This is a genomic window from Streptomyces sp. BE20 (assembly GCF_036322525.1).
Lineage (GTDB): Bacteria > Actinomycetota > Actinomycetes > Streptomycetales > Streptomycetaceae > Kitasatospora.
Window position 1 is genome coordinate 1 of the sequence record NZ_JAQYWW010000957.1, and the last position, 21,767, is coordinate 21,767.

A 21,767-nucleotide genomic window follows, 5' to 3' on the forward strand; every position below is an offset into this window, starting at 1 on the left:
CCCGCCGGAAGGGCCTGCATCAACCTGCCGCGCGCCGCGACCAGCGTGGCCGCGTCCGGCAGAGACAGCACCCCGGCCACGTGCGCGGCGGCAACCTCGCCGATCGAGTGCCCGACCAGCACGTCCGCCCGCACACCCCAGTGCGTGAGCAGCGCGTGCAAGGCGACCTCGACCGCGAACAGGGCCGGCTGCGCGTACCCGGTGCGGTGGATCAGCTCCTCGTCCGCGAGGACCTCAGCCAACGGCCGGTCCAGATGGGCATCCACGTGCAACGCCACCTGGTCGAACGCGTCCGCGAAGACCGGGAAAGCCTCGTACAACCCCCGGCCCATCGACGCACGCTGCGCACCCTGACCCGTGAACAGGAACGCCACCCCGCCCGCCCGTGCGGTGCCCGTCAGACCACCCGCACCGGACGCCACCGCGCCCAGGCCACCGATCAACTCACCGGTCCCACCGGCGAGGACCACCGCCCGGTGAGCCAATGCCCCACGGGAGAGCGACGCAAGGCCGATTCCGGGCAGGTCCTCGCCTGCCACTGCCCCCAGCCGCTCGGCCTGGGCCCGCAGCGCGTCCGGGGTCCGGCCGGACAACAGCACCGGTACCACAGGCAGTTCCACCGCCGCCACAGCAGCGGGCTCGACCGCCGGGGGCTCCTCCACGATCACGTGCGCGTTCGTCCCGCTCACACCGAACGCCGACACACCCGCCCGACGAGGCCGGTCCCCGGCGCTCCACGGCCGCGACTCCGTCAACAGCGACACCGCGCCGGACGCCCACTCCACGTGCGGGGACGGCTCGTCGGCGTTCAGCGTCGCGGGCAGCACACCGTGCCGCATCGCGAGAATCATCTTGATGATGCCCGCGACACCGGCCGCGGCCTGCGTGTGCCCGATGTTCGACTTCACCGACCCCAGCCACAACGGCTCGCCGCCGTCCCGGTCCTGCCCGTACGTCGCCAGCAGCGCCTGGGCCTCGATCGGGTCGCCCAGGGCGGTACCGGTGCCGTGCGCCTCCACCGCGTCCACGTCGGACGCCGACAGGCCCGCCTGCGCCAGCGCGGCCCGGATCACCCGCTGCTGCGACGGACCGTTCGGCGCCGTCAGACCGTTCGACGCACCGTCCTGGTTCACCGCCGTACCCCGCACCACCGCCAGCACCCGACGACCCGCAGCCCGCGCCGACGACAACCGCTCCACGAGCAGCATGCCGACACCCTCGCCCCAGGCGGTGCCGTCGGCGCCTGCGCCGAACGGCTTGCACCGGCCGTCAGGGGCGAGTCCCCGCTGTCGGGAGAAGTCGATGAACGCGTCCGGCGTGGACATCACCGTCACACCACCGGCCAGGGCCATCGAGCATTCGCCCGACCGCAGCGCCTGCACCGCCAGGTGGAGGGCCACCAGCGACGAGGAGCAGGCCGTGTCCACCGTCACCGCCGGGCCTTCGAGCCCGAACGTGTAGGAGAGCCGCCCGGAGACGACGCTGCCGGCCGTTCCGGTGCCGAGGTACCCCTCCAGGTCGGTGGGGACGTCGTGCCGCTGGCTGGCGTAGTCCTGGCCGTTGGAGCCGGCGAACACGCCGATCTGGGCACCGCGCAGAGCCGTCGGGTCGAAGCCGCCGCTCTCCAGCGCTTCCCACGTGGTCTCCAGCAGCAACCGCTGCTGCGGGTCCGTCGCGAGCGCCTCGCGCGGCGAGATCCCGAACAGGTCGGCGTCGAACTCGCCCGCGCCGTAGAGGAATCCGCCCTCCCGGGCGTAGGAGGTGCCCGCGCGGTCCGGGTCGGGGTGGTACAGGCCGTCCAGGTCCCAGCCGCGGTCGGTCGGGAAACCGCCCATCGCCTCGGCGCCGGAGGCCACGAGGTTCCAGAACGCCTCGGGGGTGTCCGCGCCGCCCGGGAACCGGCAGGCCATCCCCACCACGACGATCGGGTCGTCGTCGGCCGCGGCCGTCCGCGGGACGCCGACGGCGTCGACCGCCTCGACGGAGCCGCCGAGTTCTTCGAGGAGGTGGGCGGCCAGCCGCTCGACGCTGGGGTGGTCGAAGACCAGGGTCGCCGGCAGCGCCAGGCCGGTCGCGGCCTGCAGCCGGTTGCGCAGCTCGACGGCGGTGAGCGAGTCGAAGCCCAGCTCCTTGAACGCGCGGTCGAGCGCCACCGCCTCGTCGGACGTGTGGCCCAGGACCACGGCGACGTGCATGCGCACCAGGTCCGCGACGAACCGCGCCCGCTCCCCTGCGGCGAGGCCCGCGAGGCGCTGACCCAGGGTGGAGAACACGGTGCCGCCGACGGTGGTCGCCGCGGCCTCGGGCAGAGCGTCGAACAGCGGGCGCGGGCGGGCCGAGGCGAACAGCGGGACGAACTCGGCCCAGCGGACGTCGGCGACGGTGACGGCGCCGTCCCCGCCGCCTACCGCGGCGGCCAGGGCGGTGATCGCCTGGGCGGGCGCCAGCGGGAGGAGGCCCTGGCGGCGCAGCAGCTCGGTCTCGCCCTGGTCGGCGGCCATGCCGATCCGCGCCCAGGGGCCCCAGGCGATCGCGGTGCCCGGCAGTCCGTGGGCGCGGCGGCGGGTGACGAGGGCGTCCAGGGCGGCGTTGGCCGCCGCGTACGCGGCCTGGCCGCGGCTGCCCCAGACTCCGGAGATGGAGGAGAAGACCACGAACGCGTCGAGTCGCGTACCGACCAGCGCGTCCAGGTGCAACGCCCCGTCGACCTTGCCGGACAGCACGCGGTCCAGGTGGGCGTCGTCGGCCTCGACCAGCGTCGCGTCCTCGCCGACGCCTGCCGCGTGCACGACGGAGTCGATCGGGCCGACCGCCGTCAGCAGGGCTTCGACCGCGGACCGGTCGGCCAGGTCGCAGGCGTGGATCTCCGCGGTCGGCAGCTCGGCCAGCAGCTCCGCCGCGCCGGGCGCCCGCGCTCCGCGCCGCGACACCAGCACCAGCCGTTCGGCGCCGTCGGACGCCCACCGGGCGACCTCGGCCCCGAGGCCGCTCGTGCCGCCGGTGATCAGCACCGTGCCGCGCGGGCGCCAGGCGGGGGCCGCCGTGCTCGCCGGCGCGTGTTCCAGCCGGCGTACCAGCACGCCGCCGGTGCGCACCGCGATCTGGTCCTCCGTGCCCAGCGCGCCGCCGAGGACGGCGGCGATCCGGGCCGCCGCACGGGAGTCGACGGCCTCGGGCAGGTCCAGCAGGCCGCCCCAGAACTCGGGGTGCTCCAGGCCGACGACGCGGCCGAAGCCCCACAGCGCGGCCTGGTCGACGTCCACGGCGCCGTCCGAGCGGCCGGTCGAGACGGCGCCGCGCGTCACCAGCCACAGCGGGGCGCGGCAGCCGGTGTCGGCCAGCGCCCGGACGTGTCGCAGTGCTTCGCCCACGGAGGACGGGGAGGCCACCACGCCGGTGAGGTCGAGGTCCGCCGCGGCCGCCGCGTCGGTCAGCGGCACGACGGTCGCCCCGAGCGCCGCGAGCAGCGCGCCGAGGCCGTGGGCGTCGTCGCCCACGAGTGCCCAGGTGCCGGTGAGGCCGGCCCTCCCGGCCTCGGTCGCCGCCACCGCCACCGCCGTCGCGGTCGCGGTCGCCGCTGCGCCCACGGCCGGGGTGCCTGCCTCGGCCGCCGGCTGCCACGTGACGCGGTACCGCCAGCCGTCGACGAGCGAGCGTTCGCGGCTGCGGGTCCGCCAGGAGGCGAGCGCCGGCAGGACCTCGGCCACGGCCGCGGTGTCGACGCCGAGCTCCGCGGCGAGCGCGGGGAGGTCGGCGCGGTCGACCGCGGCCCAGAAGCCGGCGTCGCCCGGGTCGGTCGGGTCGGTCGGACCGGAGCGCGCCGGAGCGCTCTCCAGCCAGAAGCGCTGTCGCTGGAACGCGTAGGTCGGCAGGTCCACCACCCGGGCGTGCGGGAAGAGGGCGGGCCAGTCCACCGCCGTGCCGTTGGCGTGCAGTGCGGCCAGGGCCGCGGCCGCGGTGGCGGCTTCGTCCCGGTCGCGCCGCAGCAGCGGGACGCAGAGTGTCTCCGGGGCGGCCTGCTGTGCGAGCGCGGTGAGGACGGCGTCCGGCCCGAGCTCCACGTGCACCGTGACACCGTCCAGCGCGGCCAGCGCGTCGGCGAAGCGGACCGGCTCGCGGACCTGCTCGACCCAGTACGCGGGGTCGCTCCACTGCCCCGGCTCGACGGGCCGTCCGGTCACGGTGGAGACGACCGGCAGCTTCGGCTCGTGGAACGTCAGGAAGCGCAGGACACGGCGGAACTCGGCGAGCATCGGTTCCATCAGCCGCGAGTGGAACGCGTGGCCGGTCCGCAGCCGGGTGGTCCTCCAGCCCAGCTCGGCCGCCGCCGCCTCGGCCCGGTCGATGTCGCCCGCGGCTCCCGAGAGCACGACGGCAGTCGGTCCGTTGACCGCCGCGACGTCGATCTCCGGGAACGCCGCGCGCACGTCGGTCTCGGTCGCGCGGACGGCCAGCATCGCGCCGCCGGGCGGCAGTTCCTGCATCAGCCGGCCGCGTGCGCCGACCAGGGCGGCGGCGTCGGCGATCGACAGCACTCCGGCGGCGTGGGCGGCCGCGATCTCGCCGATCGAGTGGCCGACCAGGACGTCCGGGGTGACGCCCCAGTGCCGGAGCAGCGCGAACAGGGCCACCTCGACGGCGAAGATCGCCGGCTGGGCGTACTCGGTCCGGCCGAGCAGGTCGCCGTCGGTGAGCGCGTCGGCCAGCGGCCGGTCGAGTTGCAGGTCGAGGTACCAGGCTGCCTCGTCGAAGGCTGCGGCGAACACCGGTTCGGTGGCGTACAGTTCACGGCCCATCGCCGTCCGCTGCGAGCCCTGGCCGGTGAACAGGAAGGCGGTCCGGCCCGGGCCCGCGGCGGTCCCGGTGACCACCCGGGCGGACGGGCTCCCGGCGACGAGCGCGGCGAGGCCCTCGGCCAGCTGCTCGCGGTCCGTGCCGAGGACGACGGCGCGGTGGGCGAAGTGGGTGCGCGTGGTGGCCAGGGACAGGCCCAGGTCGGCGAGGCCGGCGTCCGGCCCGTCCAGCCGCGACAGCAGCTGTGCCGCCTGCCCGGCGAGCGCCTCCGGGGTCCGTCCCGAGACCGGCAGCGCGAACGTCCGGGCCGCCGTGGTGTCCCGGTCCGCGGTGTCCCGGTCCGGTGCGCCCTGCGCGGGGGCCGAGCCGGGCGCCGGGGCCGCCGCGGGCGCGGGGTCCTGCGCCGGCGGTGCTTCGAGGATCAGGTGGGCGTTGGTGCCGCTCATGCCGAACGAGGAGACCGCCGCCCGGCGGGGCCGGTCGGTCTCGGGCCACCCCTGGGCCTCGGTGAGCAGCCGCACGGCGCCCGTGGTCCAGTCCACGTGCGGCGTCGGCTCGTCCACGTGCAGGGTCTTCGGGAGCAGGTCGTGGCGGAAGGCCTGCACCATCTTGATGACGCCGCCCACCCCGGCCGCGGCCTGGGCGTGCCCGATGTTCGACTTCAGGGAGCCGAGCCAGAGCGGTGCGGCCCCGTCCCGGTCGCGGCCGTAGGTGGCCAGCAGCGCCTGGGCCTCGATCGGGTCGCCGAGCGTGGTACCGGTGCCGTGCGCCTCGACGGCGTCGACGTCGGTCGGCTCCAGCCGCGCGTTGGCCAGGGCCTGCCGGATCACCCGCTGCTGGGACGGGCCGTTCGGCGCGGTGAGTCCGTTGGACGCGCCGTCCTGGTTGACGGCGGAGCCCCGGATCACGGCGAGCACCCGCCTGCCGGCGGCCTGCGCGGAGGAGAGCCGCTCGACCAGCAGCATGCCGACACCCTCGGCCCAGGCGGTCCCGTCGGCCGCGGCAGCGAACGGCTTGCACCGGCCGTCGGCGGCGAGCCCGCGCTGCCGGGAGAACGCCACGAACGACGCCGGGCTCGCCATCACGGCGACGCCGCCGGCGAGCGCCATGGTGCACTCGCCCTGGCGCAGCGCCTGCGCGGCCAGGTGGAGGGCGACCAGCGAGGACGAGCAGGCCGTGTCGACGGTGAGCGCCGGGCCCTGGAGGCCCAGGGTGTAGGAGACGCGGCCGGACGCGACGCTCGCCGCGTTGCCGGTGACCAGGTAGCCCTCCAGGGCGTCGGTGGCGTCCTGGAGCCGCGGCCCGTACTCCTGCGCCTCGGCACCGACGAAGACGCCGACGCGCTGTTCGCGCAGCGTCTCCGGCGGGATGCCGGCGCCCTCCAGCGCCTCCCACGAGGTCTCCAGGACGAGGCGCTGCTGGGCGTCCATGGCGAGCGCTTCGCGCGGGTTGATCCCGAAGAAGTCGGCGTCGAACCCGGCCGCTTCGTAGAGGAATCCGCCCTGGCGGGTGTAGCTGGTGCCCGGCTCGTCGGGGTCGGCGGAGTAGAGCGCGTCGAGGTCCCATCCGCGGTCGGTCGGGAACTCCCCGATCGCGTCGGTCCCCGACTCCACGAGGTGCCAGAGGTCGTCGGCCGAGCCGACCCCGCCGGGGAAGCGGCAGGCCATGCCGACGATCGCGATCGGCTCGTCGGCGTGTCCTTCGGCGGTGTCGCCGTCGGCCCGTTCCGGGGCGAGGCCGAGCAGTTCGGCGTAGAGGTGGCGAGCGAGCGCGGCGGGCGTCGGGTAGTCGAACGCCAGCGTCACGGGGAGCGCGAGTCCGGTCGCGGCGGTCAGCCGGCTGTGCAGCTCCACTGCGGTCAGCGAGTCGAAGCCGGTCTCGAAGAAGGTGCCGTGGGCGGCGACCGGCTCGTCGGCCGGGCGGCGCAGCGCGGCGGCGGCGAGCTCGGTCACCAGGCCGGTGAGCACCTGCTGCGCCTCGGGCGCCGGCAGGGCGGCCAGGCGCGACCGCAGCTCCGGCCCCGCCCCGGTGCCCGTTCCGGCACTGCCGCTCGGCACGGATGCTCCGAAGTCCCCGGACGAACTCATCATCAAGCGCTCACCTTCGGCGAGAAGAACCGTGGATAGCCCACACCGTTCGGCGAGGCTAACCAGCCGGTTCCCGGGGCACAGCTCCTACCGCACCCCTAGGGAGCAGGGGGTCTGGCCCCCGCGGCGGGAGGGCCCGGTGGCGGATCCGGGTTCAGGCCGAGGGGGACCGCTCGTCCGGGCGGGCCCGGAACGCTCCGTGCCGCGTGTCCTCGGGGGCGGCATCACCGGCGGCGGCGGGGGCTGCGTCATCGGCGGCGTCGTCGGCGTCGTCGGCGGCGGCGGGGGCGGCGGGGGCGGCGGCGGGGGCAGCGGGGGCGTCGGCGGCGGGGACGTCGTCGGCGGCGGGGGCCGGGATCCCGGGCCGACCGGGCGTTCCGTCAGGTGCCGCCTCGAAGAACTCGTCGAGGATTCCGGGCGTCGCTTCGCGGACCAGCGCGAGCCCGTCGGCGAGGGCGACGTCGCGGATCCGGTAGCCGCCGCGGCCGGCGGCGACCACCGCGACCAGCGTGGCCAGGCCGGCCCTGCGCTGGGACGCCGACTGGTGGACGGCCCAGCCGAGGATTCCCGACCGGTCGAGCAGGACGGTGCGCCGGGCGTAGGTGCCGTAGCGGGTGACCACGTACCTGCCGTGCAGGCCGCAGCCGAGGCTGCGGTAGGCGTCGACGGCGGCGGCCAGCGCCGACGGCAGCAGCACGAGGGCCGAGATCCAGGCGATGTGGAGCAGCACGTCGGTCAGGAGCACCCCGAGGACCACCAGGGGCGTCTCGACGAGGGCGACCGCCGCCAGGGCCCAGGTGATCCGGCGGCGCAGCGCCGCCCGGGGTGCCGGGGCCAGCCGCAGGGCGGCCAGGAAGTCCGGGTCCTCGCCGAGGACGGCGGTGGCGACCCGGTCGGTCTCCTGCCGTGACGTCGGCGGGAGCAGCGCGCTCTTGGTGGACGTCGACCGGTCGTCGGCGGCGCCGAGCCCGGTGGCGATCGCGTTGAGCCGGGCGCCGCGGGCGAGCCGCAGGGGTTGGGGCTCGGCGATCTGGATGCCGCGCAGCCGGCGGCGTTCCAGCCAGAGCGAGCGGGTGCTGAACAGGCCGCGGCGCAGCCGGAGGGTGCCGTCGTCGACCTCGTCGAGCCGGTAGTCCCACCAGGTCTCGACGAAGGTCACCAGGGAGGTGAGCGCGCCGAGCAGGAGGACGGCCAGGACCGGCACGGTGACGGCGGCCCAGAGCGGCAGGGCGGTGAGTCCGGTCCAGGCGGCGCGGAGGAAGCCGACGTCGGCGGGGTTGATCCGCAGCGAGTCGAGCAGGCGGGCGAATCCGCCGGCGACGAATCCGATCCAGGCGAGGCCCCAGACGGTCAGCGGCGCGTACCGGAGCCAGCTCAGGCGCAGGACGGCGAGGGTGGTGTCCGCGGTCGCCCCGTCGGATGCGAGTCGGCGCCGGACGTGTTCGGCGGAGGTCCGGGACACGCCGTCGAGGGCGAGTTGCCGGTCGTCGGCGGCGACGTGCGTGCCGGTGCTGATCCGGACGGTGCGCAGTCCGAGCAGCCGGTGGAGCGGGCTCGCGGTGATGTCGACGCTGCGGATCCGGTCGCGGGGCACCGCACGGTGCCGTCGGAAGAGCAGGCCGCTGCGCAGTTCGACGCGCTGGTCGGTGATCCGGTAGCGGGTGGTCAGGAGCCGGACGCCGAAGAGTGTCGCGATGACCAGGCAGGTGAGGCCGATGGAGCCCAGCGTGATGGCGGCGGCGAGGTCGAGGGTGCCGCCGGTGATCAGCAGGGTCAGCAGGGTGGAGCAGAGCGGCGGGACCAGCCAGGTGAGGCAGGTCGCCGGCATGCGCGGGTCCAGCCGCTGCCAGCGCTCTGCGGTCACTGGCCGTCTCCGGGCAGGGCCTGGGCGCGGGCGGCCAGGGTCTCGGCCAGGTCGGCGGCGACCTGGCGGTCCAGGCCCTGGATGCGGACCGGGCCGGCGGCCGACGCGGTGGTCACCACGAGGCCCGCCAGTCCGAACAGTCGCTGGACGGGCCCGCTGGCGGTGTCGACGGTCTGGATCCGGGCCAGCGGGGCGATCCGGGCCCGCTGCCAGAACCAGCCGGACACCGCGTAGACCGCGTCGTCGGTGGCTTCCCAGCGGTGGACGCGGTACCGCCAGGCGGGCATCACCAGCAGGTAGGCGAGTGCGGCGGCGGAGACGATCGCGAGGGCGAGTCCGAGCCAGGTGCGGGCGGGCGGGATCAGCGCGGTCAGCAGCGCCAGCATCAGGACGGGGGGCAGTGCGACGAGGGCGGCCTGGGCGCTCCACCAGCCCAGGGCGCGGCGTTCGAGCCGGTGTCGGGGGGGTCGGAGGCGCGGTACTTCGCGGCGGGACACCTCGTCACTCTAAAGGCCGATCCAATTCACGGACAACCTCCGCCGGGGGCACTGGGGTATCCGAGGCGATTAGGGGTTGTCGGCCGGGTCGGGCCCGGATATCAGTTCTCCGTCACCTCATCACGCCCTCGAATTTCGGGACGAACGAACGATGACTTCTTCGGAAACAGCGAAGGCGACGCGCGTCGCGTGCTGGCAACCCGCTTGGATCGGCGGGGAGTCGGGCCGTGACGACTTCCTGGAGCGGCTGGCCCGGGCCGCCGCGGCGGCGGCGGACGGCGGTGCGGAGCTGCTGGTCACGCCGGAGATGTCGGCGACCGGCTACCAGTTGGGCCTGGCCCGCACGGTGGAGCTGGCGGAGCCGGCCGACGGGGCGCTCGCCGACGGCGTGCGCGAGATCGCCGTGCGCAATCGTCTGGCGATCGTGTACGGCTGGCCCGAACTGGCCGACGGGGGCGTCTACAACAGCGTCCAGCTCGTCGGTTCCGACGGCGCGGTGGCGGCCCGGTACCGCAAGACCCACCTGTACGGCGAGTTCGACCGCTCGGTGTTCGCGCCCGGGGACCGGCTGGTGGTCCAGGCGAAGCTGGGCTCGCTCACGGTCGGTCTGCTGATCTGCTACGACGTGGAGTTCCCGGAGACCGTGCGGGCGCACGCGCTGGCCGGCACCGAGCTGCTGGTCGTGCCGACGGCGCTGGTCCGCCCGTGGGAGTTCGTCCCCCGGACGCTGGTCGCGGCGCGGGCCTTCGAGAGCCAGCTCTTCGTGGCCTACGTCAACTGGTACGGCGCGGGGCCGCACGGCTACTGCGGGCTCGGCCGGGTGGTCGGCCCGGACGGGCTGCTCCGCGCCGAGGGGCCCGGGGACGCCGAGGCGCTGTTCGTCGCCGAGGTGGACCGCGCGGCGATCGACGCGAGCCGGCGGGCCACCCCGTACCTGCTGAACCGGCGGCCCGAACTGTACGGCGCTGCGCAGTGACCGCCTTCGCGGCGGACCTGTCGGCGCCGCCGGTCACCATGCTCGGCCCCGATTTCCCCTTCGCCCACGACCGGTGGGTGCGTCACGCCGACGGTCTGGGGTCGGTTCCGCCCGGGCGGCTGGGTACGCCGGTCGCGGTGGTCGGCGGCGGGATCTCCGGGTTGGTCGCCGCGTACGAGCTGATGCGTCTGGGGCTGCGTCCGGTGGTGTTCGAGGCGGGGGAGCTCGGCGGCCGGATGCGGACCGCGAGTTTCCCGGGGCATCCCGGGACGGTCGCGGAGCTGGGCGCGATGCGGTTCCCGGCCTCGGCCACGACGCTGTTCCACTACATCGGCCTGGTGGGGCTGGAGACCCGGCCGTTCCCGAACCCGATGGCCGCGGCGACGCCGCACACCGTCGTCGACGTGAACGGCGACCGGCACTTCGCCCGGGTGCCGGAGGACCTGCCGTCGGCGTACCAGGAGGTCTACGACGCCTGGACCAAGGTGCTGGAGGAGGGCGCCGACTTCAGCGCGATGGACTCGGCGATCCGCCGCCGGGACACGGCCATGATCAAGGCGATCTGGAACCGGCTGGTGCCGCTCCTGGACGACCAGTCCTTCTACGGCTTCCTGGCGTCCTCGTCGGCGTTCGCGTCGTTCCGGCACCGGGAGATCTTCGGTCAGGTCGGTTTCGGTTCCGGTGGCTGGGACACCGACTTCCCCAACTCGATGCTGGAGATCCTGCGGGTCGTCTACACCGGGGCCGACGAGGGCCACCGGGAGCTGACCGGCGGCGCCCAGCAGCTCCCCCTGCGGCTGTGGCGGCACGCGCCGGCCCGGTCGGCCTACTGGCCGGCCGGCACCTCGCTGGCGGATCTGCACCCCGACGGGCCGTGGCCCGCGGTCACCCGGCTCTCCCGCAGCGACGGCGGGATCGCGGTGGAGACGGCCGAGGGGGCCGCCGAGTTCGCGGCGGCCGTGCTGACTCCGCAGGTGCGGCTGCTGCTGTCCGGGATCGACACGGCCGAGGACCTGTTCCCGAACGACGTGTGGACCGCGGTCGAGCGCACCCACTACATGGGCGCCTCGAAGCTGTTCGCGCTGGTGGACCGGCCGTTCTGGCAGGACGTCGACGACCGGACGGGGCGTCCGGTGATGGGGATGACGCTCACCGACCGGGCGCCGCGGGGCGTCTACCTGTTCGACGACGGCCCGGACGCGCCGGGGGTGATGTGTCTGTCGTACACCTGGAACGACGACTCCTTGAAGACCGCCGCGCTGTCGGCCGAGGAGCGGTTGGACGTCATGCTCCGGCACCTGCGCAGGATCTATCCGGACGTGGACGTCCGCAGCCGGATCATCGCGCCGCCGGTCGCGGTGACGTGGGAGACCGAGCCGCACTTCATGGGCGCGTTCAAGAGCAACCTGCCCGGCCAGTACCGCTACCAGCGGCGCCTTTTCACGCACTTCGTGCAGGACGCGCTTCCCGCGCACCAGCGCGGGGTCTTCCTCGCCGGTGACGACGTGTCGTGGACCGGCGGGTTCGCCGAGGGGGCGGTGACCACCGCGCTCAACGCCGTCTGGGGCGTCCTGCACCACCTCGGCGGCCGGACGCCCGCCGGCAACCCGGGCCCGGGGGACGACTTCCCCGCGCTGGCGCCGATCGAGCTGCCCTCCTGAACGGGACGGCCCGCCGGGCGGGAGGGCACCGGGCGGCGGTCCGCCGTCCCGTTCAGAGGATTCCGGCCTGCACCGCCGCCATGACGGCGGCGGTGCGGTCGGACACGCCCAGCTTGGTGAAGATCCGTACGACGTAGGTCTTCACGGTGGCCTCGGTGATGTGCAGGGCGCGCCCGACGGCGGCGTTGGTCAGCCCTTCGGCGACCAGGCGCAGGACTTCGGCCTCCCGGCGGGACAGCGTCTCCGTGCGGGGCTGGCGGACCCGGCCGAGGAGCGTGGCGGCGACCGCCGGGGAGAGCACGGTCTCGCCGCGTGCGGCGGCCCGGACGGCCTGGGCGAGTTCGGCCGGCGAGGTGTCCTTCAGCAGGTAGCCGACGGCCCCCGCCTCGACCGCGCGGAGGATGTCACCGTCGGTCCGGTAGGTCGTGAGGATCACCACGCGGGTCGCGGGGAGCTCGGCGAGGATGGCCTCGGTGGCGCCGACCCCGTCTCCGTCGGGCATCCGCAGGTCCATCAGGACGACGTCGGGCGTCAGTTCGCGGGCGGCGGCCAGGGCGGCGGAGCCGGACACCGCCTCGCCGACGATGGTCAGTTCGGGCTGGTCGTGGAGCATCGCGCGGATGCCGGCCCGGATCACCGGGTGGTCGTCGACCAGCAGGACGGTGATTGTCATGCGGGCACCCGGATCCGGAGGGAGGTGCCTTCGCCGGGCGCCGAGTCGACCTCCAGCTCGCCGCCGGCCTGGCGCAGCCGCCGCCGCATCAGCGGGAGGCCGTGGCCGGCCGTGGCGGTGTCGGCGGCGAACCCGCCGCCGTCGTCGTGCACCTCCAGCCGGACGCCGCCGGCGTCGGTGGCGAGGACGACCTCGACGCGGCCGGCCGCGGCGTGCTTGCGGACGTTGCTCAGCGCCTCCTGCGCGTGCCGGAGCAGGTCGACGTTGAGCGCGGTGTCCGCCGGATCGGGGGCTCCGTCCACCTGGAGGGTGGCGTCGATGCCGTGCACGTCCCGGAGGCGGTCGACCTCGCGGCGGAGCCCGTCGACGAGGGAGGCGGAGGTGGCCTCGGGCAGGGGGCGGGCGGTGATCAGCGCCCGGGCGTCGGCCAGGTTGTCGCGGCTGGTGGCCTCGGCGACCTCCAGGTAGTGGCGGGCCCGTGCGGGGTCGGCCTCCAGCGCCGAGCCGGCGGCCTGCAGCAGCATGATCGTGCTGGACAGGCCCTGGGCGAGGGTGTCGTGGATGACGTCGGCGACCTGCTCGCGTTCGGCGGCCCGTCCGGCTTCGTAGGACACCCGGCCGAGCTCGGCCCGGGCGGCCTCCAGCTCCCTGATCAGCACGGCCCGTTCGGTGCTCTGCCGGATGATCTGGCTCACCCAGACGCCGAGGACGACCGAGAGCGCCGCGACCGTCGTCCCGACGACGGCCGGCAGCCCGCCGGAGCCGGGGAAGGTGTCCCCGGCCAGCGCGACCCCGAGCCAGACCAGGTTCATCGCCAGCACGGCGAGCGTGCCGGCGACCGGGCCGGTGGTCATGAACGCCGGTGCGCACAGCGCGAACAGGACGAGCGCGCTGCTGGTCGTCAGTCCGACCGCGGCGGCGAACACCAGGACCACGCCCACCTGGTAGAGCAGGGCCTGCCGGGTGCCCCGGCCGGTGCGGATCAGCCGCCGGCCGAGCGCCAGGTGCGCGGCGACCAGCACGACCAGCAGCGCGGCGGCCCCGGCCCGCCGGGCGGGGCCGGGGCCGCCGGTGAGCAGGACGCCGCCCAGGCCGGCCGCGCTGACCAGGACGAAGTACGCGTCCCAGACCGGCTGCCAGCGCAGCCACTCGTCGGGGGCGCGACTCAACCGTCCTTCCTTCCCTGCCAGCGGAACGTGGTCAGGCACAGGATCAGACCTCCGAGGCACCAGGCCGCCAGCACCAGGGCGATGCGTCCGTGCTCCCAGGCGCCGGCCGGTTCCGCACCGGCCGCCGAGTCGGGGAGGAACACCGAGCGGAAGCCCTGTGCCATCCACTTGAGCGGGAACACGGCGCCGATGTGCTGCAACGCCGTCGGCAGCGTGGTCAGCGGCACGATGAAGATACCCGAGACGAACTGCAGGACGAGGAACGGCAGGTTGACGATGGGTGCCGCGCCGCGCACCGAGCGCGGAACGCTGCTCATCGCGGTGCCGAGCAGCGCGCAGCCGGTCACGCCCAGCAGGAAGACCCAGGCGAACGTCGCCCAGCGCGTGACGTCGGTGGGCAACGGCAGGTCGTAGAAGAGCACGCCGACGGCCAGGACGATCACCATCTCGGCCACGGCGGTCACCAGGACCAGCACGATCTTCCCGACGAAGTAGGCGATCGGCGGCATCGGTACGCCGCGCAGCCGCTTGAGCGTGCCGTCCTCGCGGTCGCTGGTGATGCTGACGGCGAGGTTGACGAAGCAGGTCGAGCCGATCCCGCCGGCGATCATGCCGGCGGCGAGCAGCTGGCTGGAGGGGATGCCGGAGGCACCGAGCTGCCGGTCGAAGATCGAGCCGAGCAGGGTCAGCAGCACGACCGGAAGTGCGAACGTGAAGATCACGGCGGTGCGTTCGCGGAAGAACTGGCGGAGCTCGACCCCGCCGCGGGCCAGGCAGAGGCCGAGGACCGACGGTTCCCGGACGGTGCCCGGGGCCGGGCGCCCGGTGGACGCGGCGGGCGCGGTGGTTTCGGTGGGCGCGGTGGACGCGGTGGGCGCGGTGGTCATCGGGAGCCTCCGATCAGGTCGAGGTAGACGTCCTCCAGCGAAGGCCGGGTGACGACCAGTCCGGGGACCTCGCCGTCGAACCGGGCGGAGAGGTCCGCCACGGCGGCGGTGGGGCCGGCGGTGCGCAGCTGACGCGGCTCGCCGTTCTCGGACCAGCTCACGGTGGCCTCGGCCGACGCGCGCCCGCCGAGGTCGGCCGGGGTGTCGACGGCGAGGATCCGGCCGCCGGCGATGACGCCCACCCGGTGCGCGAGTGCCTCGGCCTCGTCCAGGTAGTGGGTGGTCAGCAGGATCGTGGTGCCGTCCTCCTCGGAGAGCCGGCGGATCAGCGACCAGAACTGGCGGCGCGCCTCCGGGTCGAACCCGGTCGTGGGCTCGTCGAGGAACAGCAGCCGGGGCCGGCCGACGACGCCGATCGCGACGTCGACCCGCCGCCGTTGCCCGCCGGAGAGCGTCCGCACCTTGCTCCCGGCCTTGCCGGTCAGGCCGACGAGTTCGATCACCTCGTCGACCGGGCGGGGGGCGGGGTAGTACCCGGCGAAGTGGCGCACGGTCTCCGTGACGGTCATGTCGGCCATGTCGGAGGCGTTCTGCAGCACCAGTCCGATGCCGTACCGCCAGCGCCGGGGCGCGCGTTCCGGGTCCTCGCCGAGCACCCGGACGCTGCCGGCGTCGCGCTTGCGGAACCCTTCGAGGATCTCGACGGTCGTCGTCTTGCCCGCTCCGTTGGGGCCCAGCAGCGCGAAGATCTCGCCGTCCCCGATGTCCAGGTCCACGCCGTCGACGGCGGGAGCCCCTTGATAGGCCTTGCGTAGGCCGCGTACCTGCACCGCTTCTGTCACCGTGCCAGCTTCGGCCGCCGGGCCGGTGGGCCGCGACGGCCGGTGGACCGACAGTTGTCCGTCGATCGGACGACACCGGTCGGCGGACGTCGTGCGCGGACCGTCCGGGCACCGACCGACCGGGGTCCGCTAGGGGTTGGGCCCGGTGGGCGCCGGGTCTAGCCTCCGAGCGTGGACACCCGTCGGCCGGTCGACCCCTCGTGGGTGCCCGGCGGAGCACCCCGACACGGGTGCTCCGCCGGGCACCTCGCCGAGCCCGTGAGCCGGCCGGCGGGCGGGCCGCCCACCGGGCCGCCCGCCCGCCGGCGGAGCTCACGCGACGTTGCTGACCCTCGGCCCGAGTTTCGCCAGGAGGTCGGCCCGCCGGGTCACGCTGAGCTTGCGGTAGACCTTGGTCAGATGCTGCTCGACGGTGCTCAGGGTGACCAGCAGCCGGTTGGCGATCTGCCGGTTGGTGTTGCCCTGGGCCGCCAGGACGGCGACCCTCCGCTCCGCGTCGCTGAGCGAATTGAGGGCCTCCGTGTAGGACTCCTCGGCCTCCTCCGGCGCCGCGTCGTCGACGTCGGGGAGCAGCCGCTGGCGCAGGCCGTCGGCCTGGCAGTCGCCGGCCAGGCCGTAGGCCCGCCGGACGGTCATTCGGGCGCGGTGGAAGTCGCCGAGCGAGCGCTGGGCCTGGCTGAGGTCGGCCAGCGTGTGGGCCAGCTCCAGCAGGTCGCCGCAGCCGCGGAGCATCTCGGCGGCCTCGCGCAGCAGCGTGGGGCGCTGGGCGAGCGGGGAGACCGCGGCCAGCACGCGCAGGGCCGCCGCCTTGGTCCGGCTCGGTTCCTGGCCCAGCTGGGTCAGCTGGCTCTCGGCCAGCATGCGGGCCTGCTGCGGCCGGCCGAGGGCCAGGTGCGCGCGGGCCGCGTGGATGCGCCAGGGCGCGAGCGCCGGCAGGTCGAGGTTCCAGCGGGCCATCAGGTCGCCGCAGGTGGTGAAGTCGTCCAGGGCGGCCTCCGGCTGACCGGCCGCCAGGTAGTAGGTGCCGCGTGCCCGCAGGTAGTGCAGGCCCCAGACGGTCTCGAACATCGCGTCCGGGACCGGCTCGTCGAGGTAGCGGGCGGCTTCGGCGAGCCGGCCGCGTGCGGTGAGCGCCAGCAGCAGGGTGCCCAGCGGGCCGCCGACCGCGGTCGACCAGCTCTCGCGGCACATGGTGGCGAGCGCGGCCTCGGCGTGGCGCTGCGCGTCGGCGAGCCGGCCGGAGCGGTACGCGATGTCGGCGCGGATCGCCGTCAGGATGCCCTCCATGGACGACACGCCGCGTTCGCGGGCCTGGGTCAGCAGGCGGTCGGTCCACTGGGTCGCGGTTTCGAGCTGGTCGGCGTAGATGAGGATGGTGAGCGCCGCGACGTGCATGGTCAGGGCGTCGCCGCGGGCCGACGAGCGGGGCAGTGCCTGTTCGGCCGTGATCACCGCCGCGCTGTTCGGGCCCTTGACCAGGACGGTCTCCAGGGCCTGGGCCAGCGCCTCCTTGGTGTTGACCACGGTCTCGGCGGCGCGCTGCGGTGCCCAGGGTTCGGCCGGGTCGTCGCGGAGCAGGCCGGGGTGGGTGAACCGGGTCCATGCGGTGAGGAGCCGGATCCTGGCGCGCTCCTCCGTGTCGGCCTCCAGCGTGGCGAGGCCGTCGAGCACCTCGACCGTCTCGGCCGTGCGCCCCAGCCAGAGCAGGCAGTACGCGGTGGTGACGCGTGCGGCGACGTCGACCCGGCCGGTCCGGACGGCGTCGGTGAGCTGTCCCAGTCGGTGCCCGGCGGAGGCCGGGTCGGTACACCACTCCGCCCGGAGCAGCGCGACCTTGAACGCGACGCGCTCCGCCTCGTCGGTCGCGCCGTCGTGCGCGAGCCGCAGCAGGGCGGTGGCGAGGTCCGCGTCGCCGCTGCCGAGCAGTTCCTCCGCGGCGGCGCCGAGGACGGGGCCGGCCCAGGCCGGTGTCCGGCCGGCCGCCAGCAGGTGGCGGGCGACCGGGAGCGGCGCCGCCCCTCCCTCGTACTGGATCCGGGCCGCCCTCAGGTGGAGGTCGGTCAGGGCTTCGGGCGGCAGCTGGTCGAGCACCGCCTGGCGGGCCTGCGGGTGCGGGAGCCGGCCGTCGCTGATCAGGCCCGCGTTCTCCAGGCCGGACAGTTCCCGCCGGGCCGCCGCGGTGTCGACCTCGGCCAGCCGGGCGAGGGTGAGCAGGCCGGCCGGCGGGCGGCCGTCCAGCAGGGCGGCGGCGGCGAGGACGCGCCGGGTCACCGGTTCGCAGCGTTCCACGTACCTGCGGGCCGCGGCGGTGTAGGCGCGGCCGGGGACGACCTGCCCGTCCCGGTCCAGGCCGGGCCCGCCGGCGCTGCGGAGGTCCGCGATCAGCGTCCGGGCCAGCAGCGGGTTCCCCCCGGACGCCCGGGTACAGGCGTCGACGAGCGGGTCGGCCGGGTGGGTCCCGAAGGCCGCGGCGAGCAGTTCGCCGACGCCGTGCCGGGAGAGCGGCGGGATCTCGATGTGGTTGTCGGCCGCCAGCACCATCAGCTCGGCGTACAGCTGCGGATCGGTCGGCTCCGTCAGGTCGCGGCCGCTGACCACCACGAGGACCCGCGCGTTGCGGATGCGCCGGACCAGGTAGAGCAGGCAGTGCAGGGAGAGGGGGTCGACGTGGTGCAGGTCGTCGACGGCGACGACCAGCGGCGCCCGCTCGCTGTTGGCCAGCAGTGCCGCGGACGCGTTGTGCACCTCGCGGATCAGTCCGGCCCGGTCGGTGTGGTCGGTCGGGGACGGGAAGCCGTGGCAGAACTGGTTGACCAGGCTCAGCGGCAGCTCCCGCTCGGTCCGGGAGCCGGTGGCCCACAGGACGTGGAACCCCGCCGCTTCGGCGTGCTCCGTGAACGCGCGCAGCAGCGTGGTCTTCCCGCTGGCCATGGGGCCGACGACTGACAGCAGCCGGCCGTTTCCGGCTCGGCAATCCTCCAGCGCGGCCGTGAAACCGGCGAGCTGCTCCTGACGTTCGACAAACACCTGCGTGGTCCTCCCCGAGGGCACATCCATTGGTCCGGCGATCCGCCGATGCCCGCGGCTCTCCGCCGCACCCGAGAAAGACGGCGCGACATTCGGCCGAATGAACGTGGCATCGATATGTTTCGCCGCTATCACCGTAAAAAATGCATTTGATCTCTTCGTGCGACGGCCTCAGTATGCCCCTCGGAAGGTGATCCCCCATTGAATCGATGGAGTACGCGATGTGAACAAAAAATCATGTGCCCGAAAGGGCATCAGATGTTTGGGCGTGCCCCGCACGGGAGTTGCGGTGCTCACGGGGTCGGTCGCGCCGCCTCCGCAGGCGCGCCACCACCTCCGACGCTCCCTGGACGAACCGCGGACCACCGCTCCGCGGGCCCCGGATCCCCGCGGTCGCGCCTCCGGTGCAAATCGGGGCATCCCCTGCCTCTTCGGGCCTTGCGGGCGAATCGAACCCCTGCGACCCTCCGCCCGATAGGGGATCCGCTGGGGTTGGCCCGCTAAACACCGCTCCATAGCCTTCCGTCGGCGTTGGGAAGCCGCCGCGAGCGTGTTGACGATATCGCCGTAAAGCCAATTGACGGTCAGGCCACGGTAAGGAATCAGCGTGACGGAAAACGATGCCGAAGACTCCTGGCGCATTCCGATCGACCGGTCGCAGGCTCCCTCCCGCGCACCCGGCCCGATCGACCTCCGGCGCAACTTCCTCCAGCCGGCCTACACCGGCATCCCCACCTTCATGGGGGTCCCGGTCTGCCTCGACCAGGAGGACCTGCGCGCCGGCGGCGTCGACGTCGCCGTGTTCGGCGTCCCGCTGGACTCCTCGTCCGGCCACCGCGGCGCCGCCTACGGACCGCGCGCACTGCGCTCCGACGAGCGCTACCTCTTCAACACCCCCGAGCTCCTGGTCAACGCCAGCACCCGGGTGAGCCCGTTCAACCTCCTCAAGGTGGTCGACTACGGGGACGCGGCGATCGACATCTTCAGTGTCGAGAAGTCGCTGCCGTCGATCGCCGCGACGGTCCGCGAGGTCGCGGACGTCGGGGCCGTGCCGGTCATCCTGGGCGGCGACCACTCGCTCATGATCGCCAGCGTCGGCGCGCTCGCCGACCTGTACGGACCGGACAAGATCGGCGTGGTGCACTTCGACGCCCACCCCGACTGCCACGAGCACATCTTCGGCCACCGCGTCACCCACGGCACCCCGCTCCGGCGCCTGATCGACGAGAAGCGGATCCCCGGCAAGAACTTCGTGCAGATCGGCCTGCGCACGCCGACCGGCCCGGACGACGCGCTGTTCAACTGGATGCGCCGCAACGGCATGCGGACCCACTTCATGGTCGAGATCGAGCGGCTGGGCTTCAACGCGGTGCTCGACAAGGTCATCGAAGAGGTGCACGACGGACCGGAGTTCATCTACCTGTCGCTCGACATCGACGTCCTCGACCCCGCCTACGCGCCCGGCACCGGCACGCCGGAGCCCGGTGGGCTGACCCCGCGTGAGCTGTTCCCGGCCTTCCGGCGGCTGTGCGCGGAGACCAACGTCATCGGGATGGACGTCGTCGAGATCGCGCCGCACCTCGACCCCGGCTACTCCACCACCATGAACGCCCGCCGGGCCATCTTCGAGGGCCTGACCGGCCTGGCGATGAAGAAGGCCGGAATGACCAGCGCCGACTACGTCAATCCGATCGCGTCGGGCCAGCTGAAGTTCCCGCTGATCTGACCCCGCCTGCATCCGACACCCGCGGAAGGACGGCATCCGCCGATGACCGCCACTGTGTTCGCACCCGACTCCGCCCAGTCCCTGACCGACGTGGAGCGATCGGCCGTCGGCGTCGCCGCGGTCCTGGCCGACCTCGGCGTCCGGCCGGGAACCCGTGTGCTGTTCAAGGCGGACAACTCGGCCGCCTGGATCACCGTGCTGCTCGGCCTCGCCCACGCCGGCGCCTCGATCGTGCTCCTCGACCACCAGGACACCGCCGAGGAGACCACCCGCATCCACCGGCTGACCCGGGCCTCGCTGACCGTCGTGGACGGCAACGCGCTGCCGCCCGCCGGGGACCGGACCGTCCTCGTCCAGGACCTGCTGGCCGCCGCCGGGTCCCGGCCGCCCGCCGAGCTGGACGGCCCGCTCGACCTCGACCTCTGGCGCGGGCTGCCGGACGGGCTGATCATGTGGTCCTCCGGGTCGACCGGCGTCCCGAAGGGCGTGGTGAAGACCGGCGCGCGGTTCCTGCGGAACCTGGAGCGCAACGCCGCCCAGATCGGCCACCGCCCGGACGACGTCCTGCTGCCGCTGCTGCCGTTCTCCCACCAGTACGGGCTCTCCATGGTGTTCATCGCCTGGCTGGTCCGCTGCTCCCTGGTGGTCGCCCCGTACCGCCGGGTCGACCAGGCGGTCGCCATGGCCGGCCGGACCGGCGCCACCGTGCTCGACGCGACGCCCGCCACCTACCGCAGCATCTGGAACATCGTCAGCCGGCGCCCCGACCCGACGGCCGACCTGCGCGGCGTGCGGCTGTTCTGCAGCGGCGCGGCCCCGCTGGACCCCACCCTGGTCGACCGGTACGTCGACCTGTGCGGCAAGCCCCTGCTGGACAGCTACGGCAGCACCGAGCTGGGCAACGTCGCCTTCGCGACCGCGGACAACCCCGTGGCCACCGGCCGGCCCGTCGTCGGCATGGGCGTGCGGATCGTCGACGACGCGGGCGCGGTGCTCGGCCCGTTCGAGGCGGGCGAGATCGAGGTCGACTCGCCGGAGCTCATGGAGGGCTACCTCGGCCCGGACGGCCACCTCGCCCCGGTCGCCCGCGGCTGGCGGCGCACCGGCGACTTCGGGCGCCTGGACGAGCACGGCAACCTGTCCGTCCTCGGCCGCAAGCTGGCCGTGCACCGGATGGGCTACACGCTCTACCCCGAGCGGATCGAGGCGCGGATCGCCGAGGCGGGCTGCTCGGCCAAGGTGATCGCGGTCCCGGACGAACGGCGCGGCAGCTCCCTGGTGTTCTTCGTCGAGGACGAGACCGGCGCGGACGCCGCGCACTGGCGGGAGCGGATCTGCGCGGTCCTGCCGGCCTACGAGCAGCCCAACCGGGTCGTCGTCCTGGACCGGCTGCCGCTCAACCGCAACGGGAAGCCCGACCGGAAGGCGCTGGAGAGGCTGGCCGCCCCGCCCGCCGCCCAGAAGCCGGTCCACTCGTGAGCCGCGGCCCGCACGCCGCCCCGGAGGGCGCGGCACCGACCGGCGGCGCGCCGCTCGGCGGTGCTCCCTCCGGCGGCGCGGCGCG

At 74.4% G+C, this 21,767-nt stretch carries 12 protein-coding genes; 4 read left to right on the top strand and 8 right to left on the bottom strand.

Features of this window, described 5'->3' with window-relative positions:
- The 3 genes from PUR61_RS23885 to PUR61_RS23895 all read right to left on the bottom strand — a co-directional run.
- Positions 1 to 6,884, bottom strand: a 6,884-nt coding sequence (locus PUR61_RS23885; protein ID WP_329881420.1) for a type I polyketide synthase, incomplete at its 3' end; no start/stop codon positions are given.
- 151 nt (positions 6,885 to 7,035) lie between these two features.
- The gene (locus PUR61_RS23890; protein WP_329881421.1) at positions 7,036 to 8,745 is read right to left on the bottom strand and encodes a PH domain-containing protein; all 1,710 of its coding nucleotides are present in this window, start codon (positions 8,743 to 8,745) and stop codon (positions 7,036 to 7,038) included.
- A complete protein-coding gene (locus PUR61_RS23895; RefSeq protein ID WP_329881422.1) occupies positions 8,742 to 9,242 on the bottom strand; it encodes a PH domain-containing protein in 501 nt (166 codons plus the stop codon). Before PUR61_RS23895 ends, PUR61_RS23890 begins: the two co-directional genes overlap by 4 nt.
- Before the next feature lie 151 nt (positions 9,243 to 9,393).
- On the opposite strand from PUR61_RS23895, the gene PUR61_RS23900 reads away from it, so the two are divergent.
- Positions 9,394 to 10,218 carry a carbon-nitrogen hydrolase family protein gene (locus tag PUR61_RS23900; protein ID WP_329881423.1) on the top strand — a complete coding sequence of 275 codons (825 nt, stop codon included), beginning with the start codon at positions 9,394 to 9,396 and terminating at the stop codon, positions 10,216 to 10,218.
- A 38-nt stretch (positions 10,219 to 10,256) separates the two neighbouring features.
- On the top strand, positions 10,257 to 11,879 hold the full coding sequence (locus PUR61_RS23905; protein ID WP_329881572.1) for a flavin monoamine oxidase family protein: 1,623 nt from the start codon (positions 10,257 to 10,259) through the stop codon (positions 11,877 to 11,879).
- Positions 11,880 to 11,931: 52 nt separating this feature from the next.
- On the opposite strand, the gene PUR61_RS23910 is transcribed toward PUR61_RS23905, so the two are convergent.
- From PUR61_RS23910 to PUR61_RS23930, 5 genes are all read right to left on the bottom strand, one after another.
- Positions 11,932 to 12,552 (bottom strand): response regulator transcription factor, encoded by a 621-nt coding sequence (locus tag PUR61_RS23910; RefSeq protein WP_329881424.1) that lies wholly within the window; start codon positions 12,550 to 12,552, stop codon positions 11,932 to 11,934.
- Positions 12,549 to 13,721: a sensor histidine kinase gene (locus tag PUR61_RS23915; protein WP_329881425.1), complete on the bottom strand. Its 1,173-nt coding sequence runs from the start codon at positions 13,719 to 13,721 to the stop codon at positions 12,549 to 12,551. Before PUR61_RS23915 ends, PUR61_RS23910 begins: the two co-directional genes overlap by 4 nt.
- Positions 13,718 to 14,608, bottom strand: a complete 891-nt coding sequence (locus PUR61_RS23920) for an ABC transporter permease (protein WP_329881426.1) — start codon at positions 14,606 to 14,608, stop codon at positions 13,718 to 13,720. Before PUR61_RS23920 ends, PUR61_RS23915 begins: the two co-directional genes overlap by 4 nt.
- Positions 14,605 to 15,450 (bottom strand): ABC transporter ATP-binding protein, encoded by an 846-nt coding sequence (locus tag PUR61_RS23925; RefSeq protein WP_329881427.1) that lies wholly within the window; start codon positions 15,448 to 15,450, stop codon positions 14,605 to 14,607. Before PUR61_RS23925 ends, PUR61_RS23920 begins: the two co-directional genes overlap by 4 nt.
- A 312-nt stretch (positions 15,451 to 15,762) precedes the next feature.
- Positions 15,763 to 18,477, bottom strand: a complete 2,715-nt coding sequence (locus tag PUR61_RS23930; RefSeq protein ID WP_329881428.1) for an ATP-binding protein — start codon at positions 18,475 to 18,477, stop codon at positions 15,763 to 15,765.
- A gap of 607 nt (positions 18,478 to 19,084) precedes the next feature.
- Here PUR61_RS23930 and PUR61_RS23935 point away from each other — a divergent pair.
- Positions 19,085 to 20,203 carry an agmatinase family protein gene (locus PUR61_RS23935; protein ID WP_329881429.1) on the top strand — a complete coding sequence of 373 codons (1,119 nt, stop codon included), beginning with the start codon at positions 19,085 to 19,087 and terminating at the stop codon, positions 20,201 to 20,203.
- A 42-nt stretch (positions 20,204 to 20,245) separates the two neighbouring features.
- Complete coding sequence (locus PUR61_RS23940; protein WP_329881430.1) at positions 20,246 to 21,682, top strand: class I adenylate-forming enzyme family protein; 1,437 nt, start codon at positions 20,246 to 20,248, stop codon at positions 21,680 to 21,682.
- Positions 21,683 to 21,767: the final 85 nt, after the last annotated feature.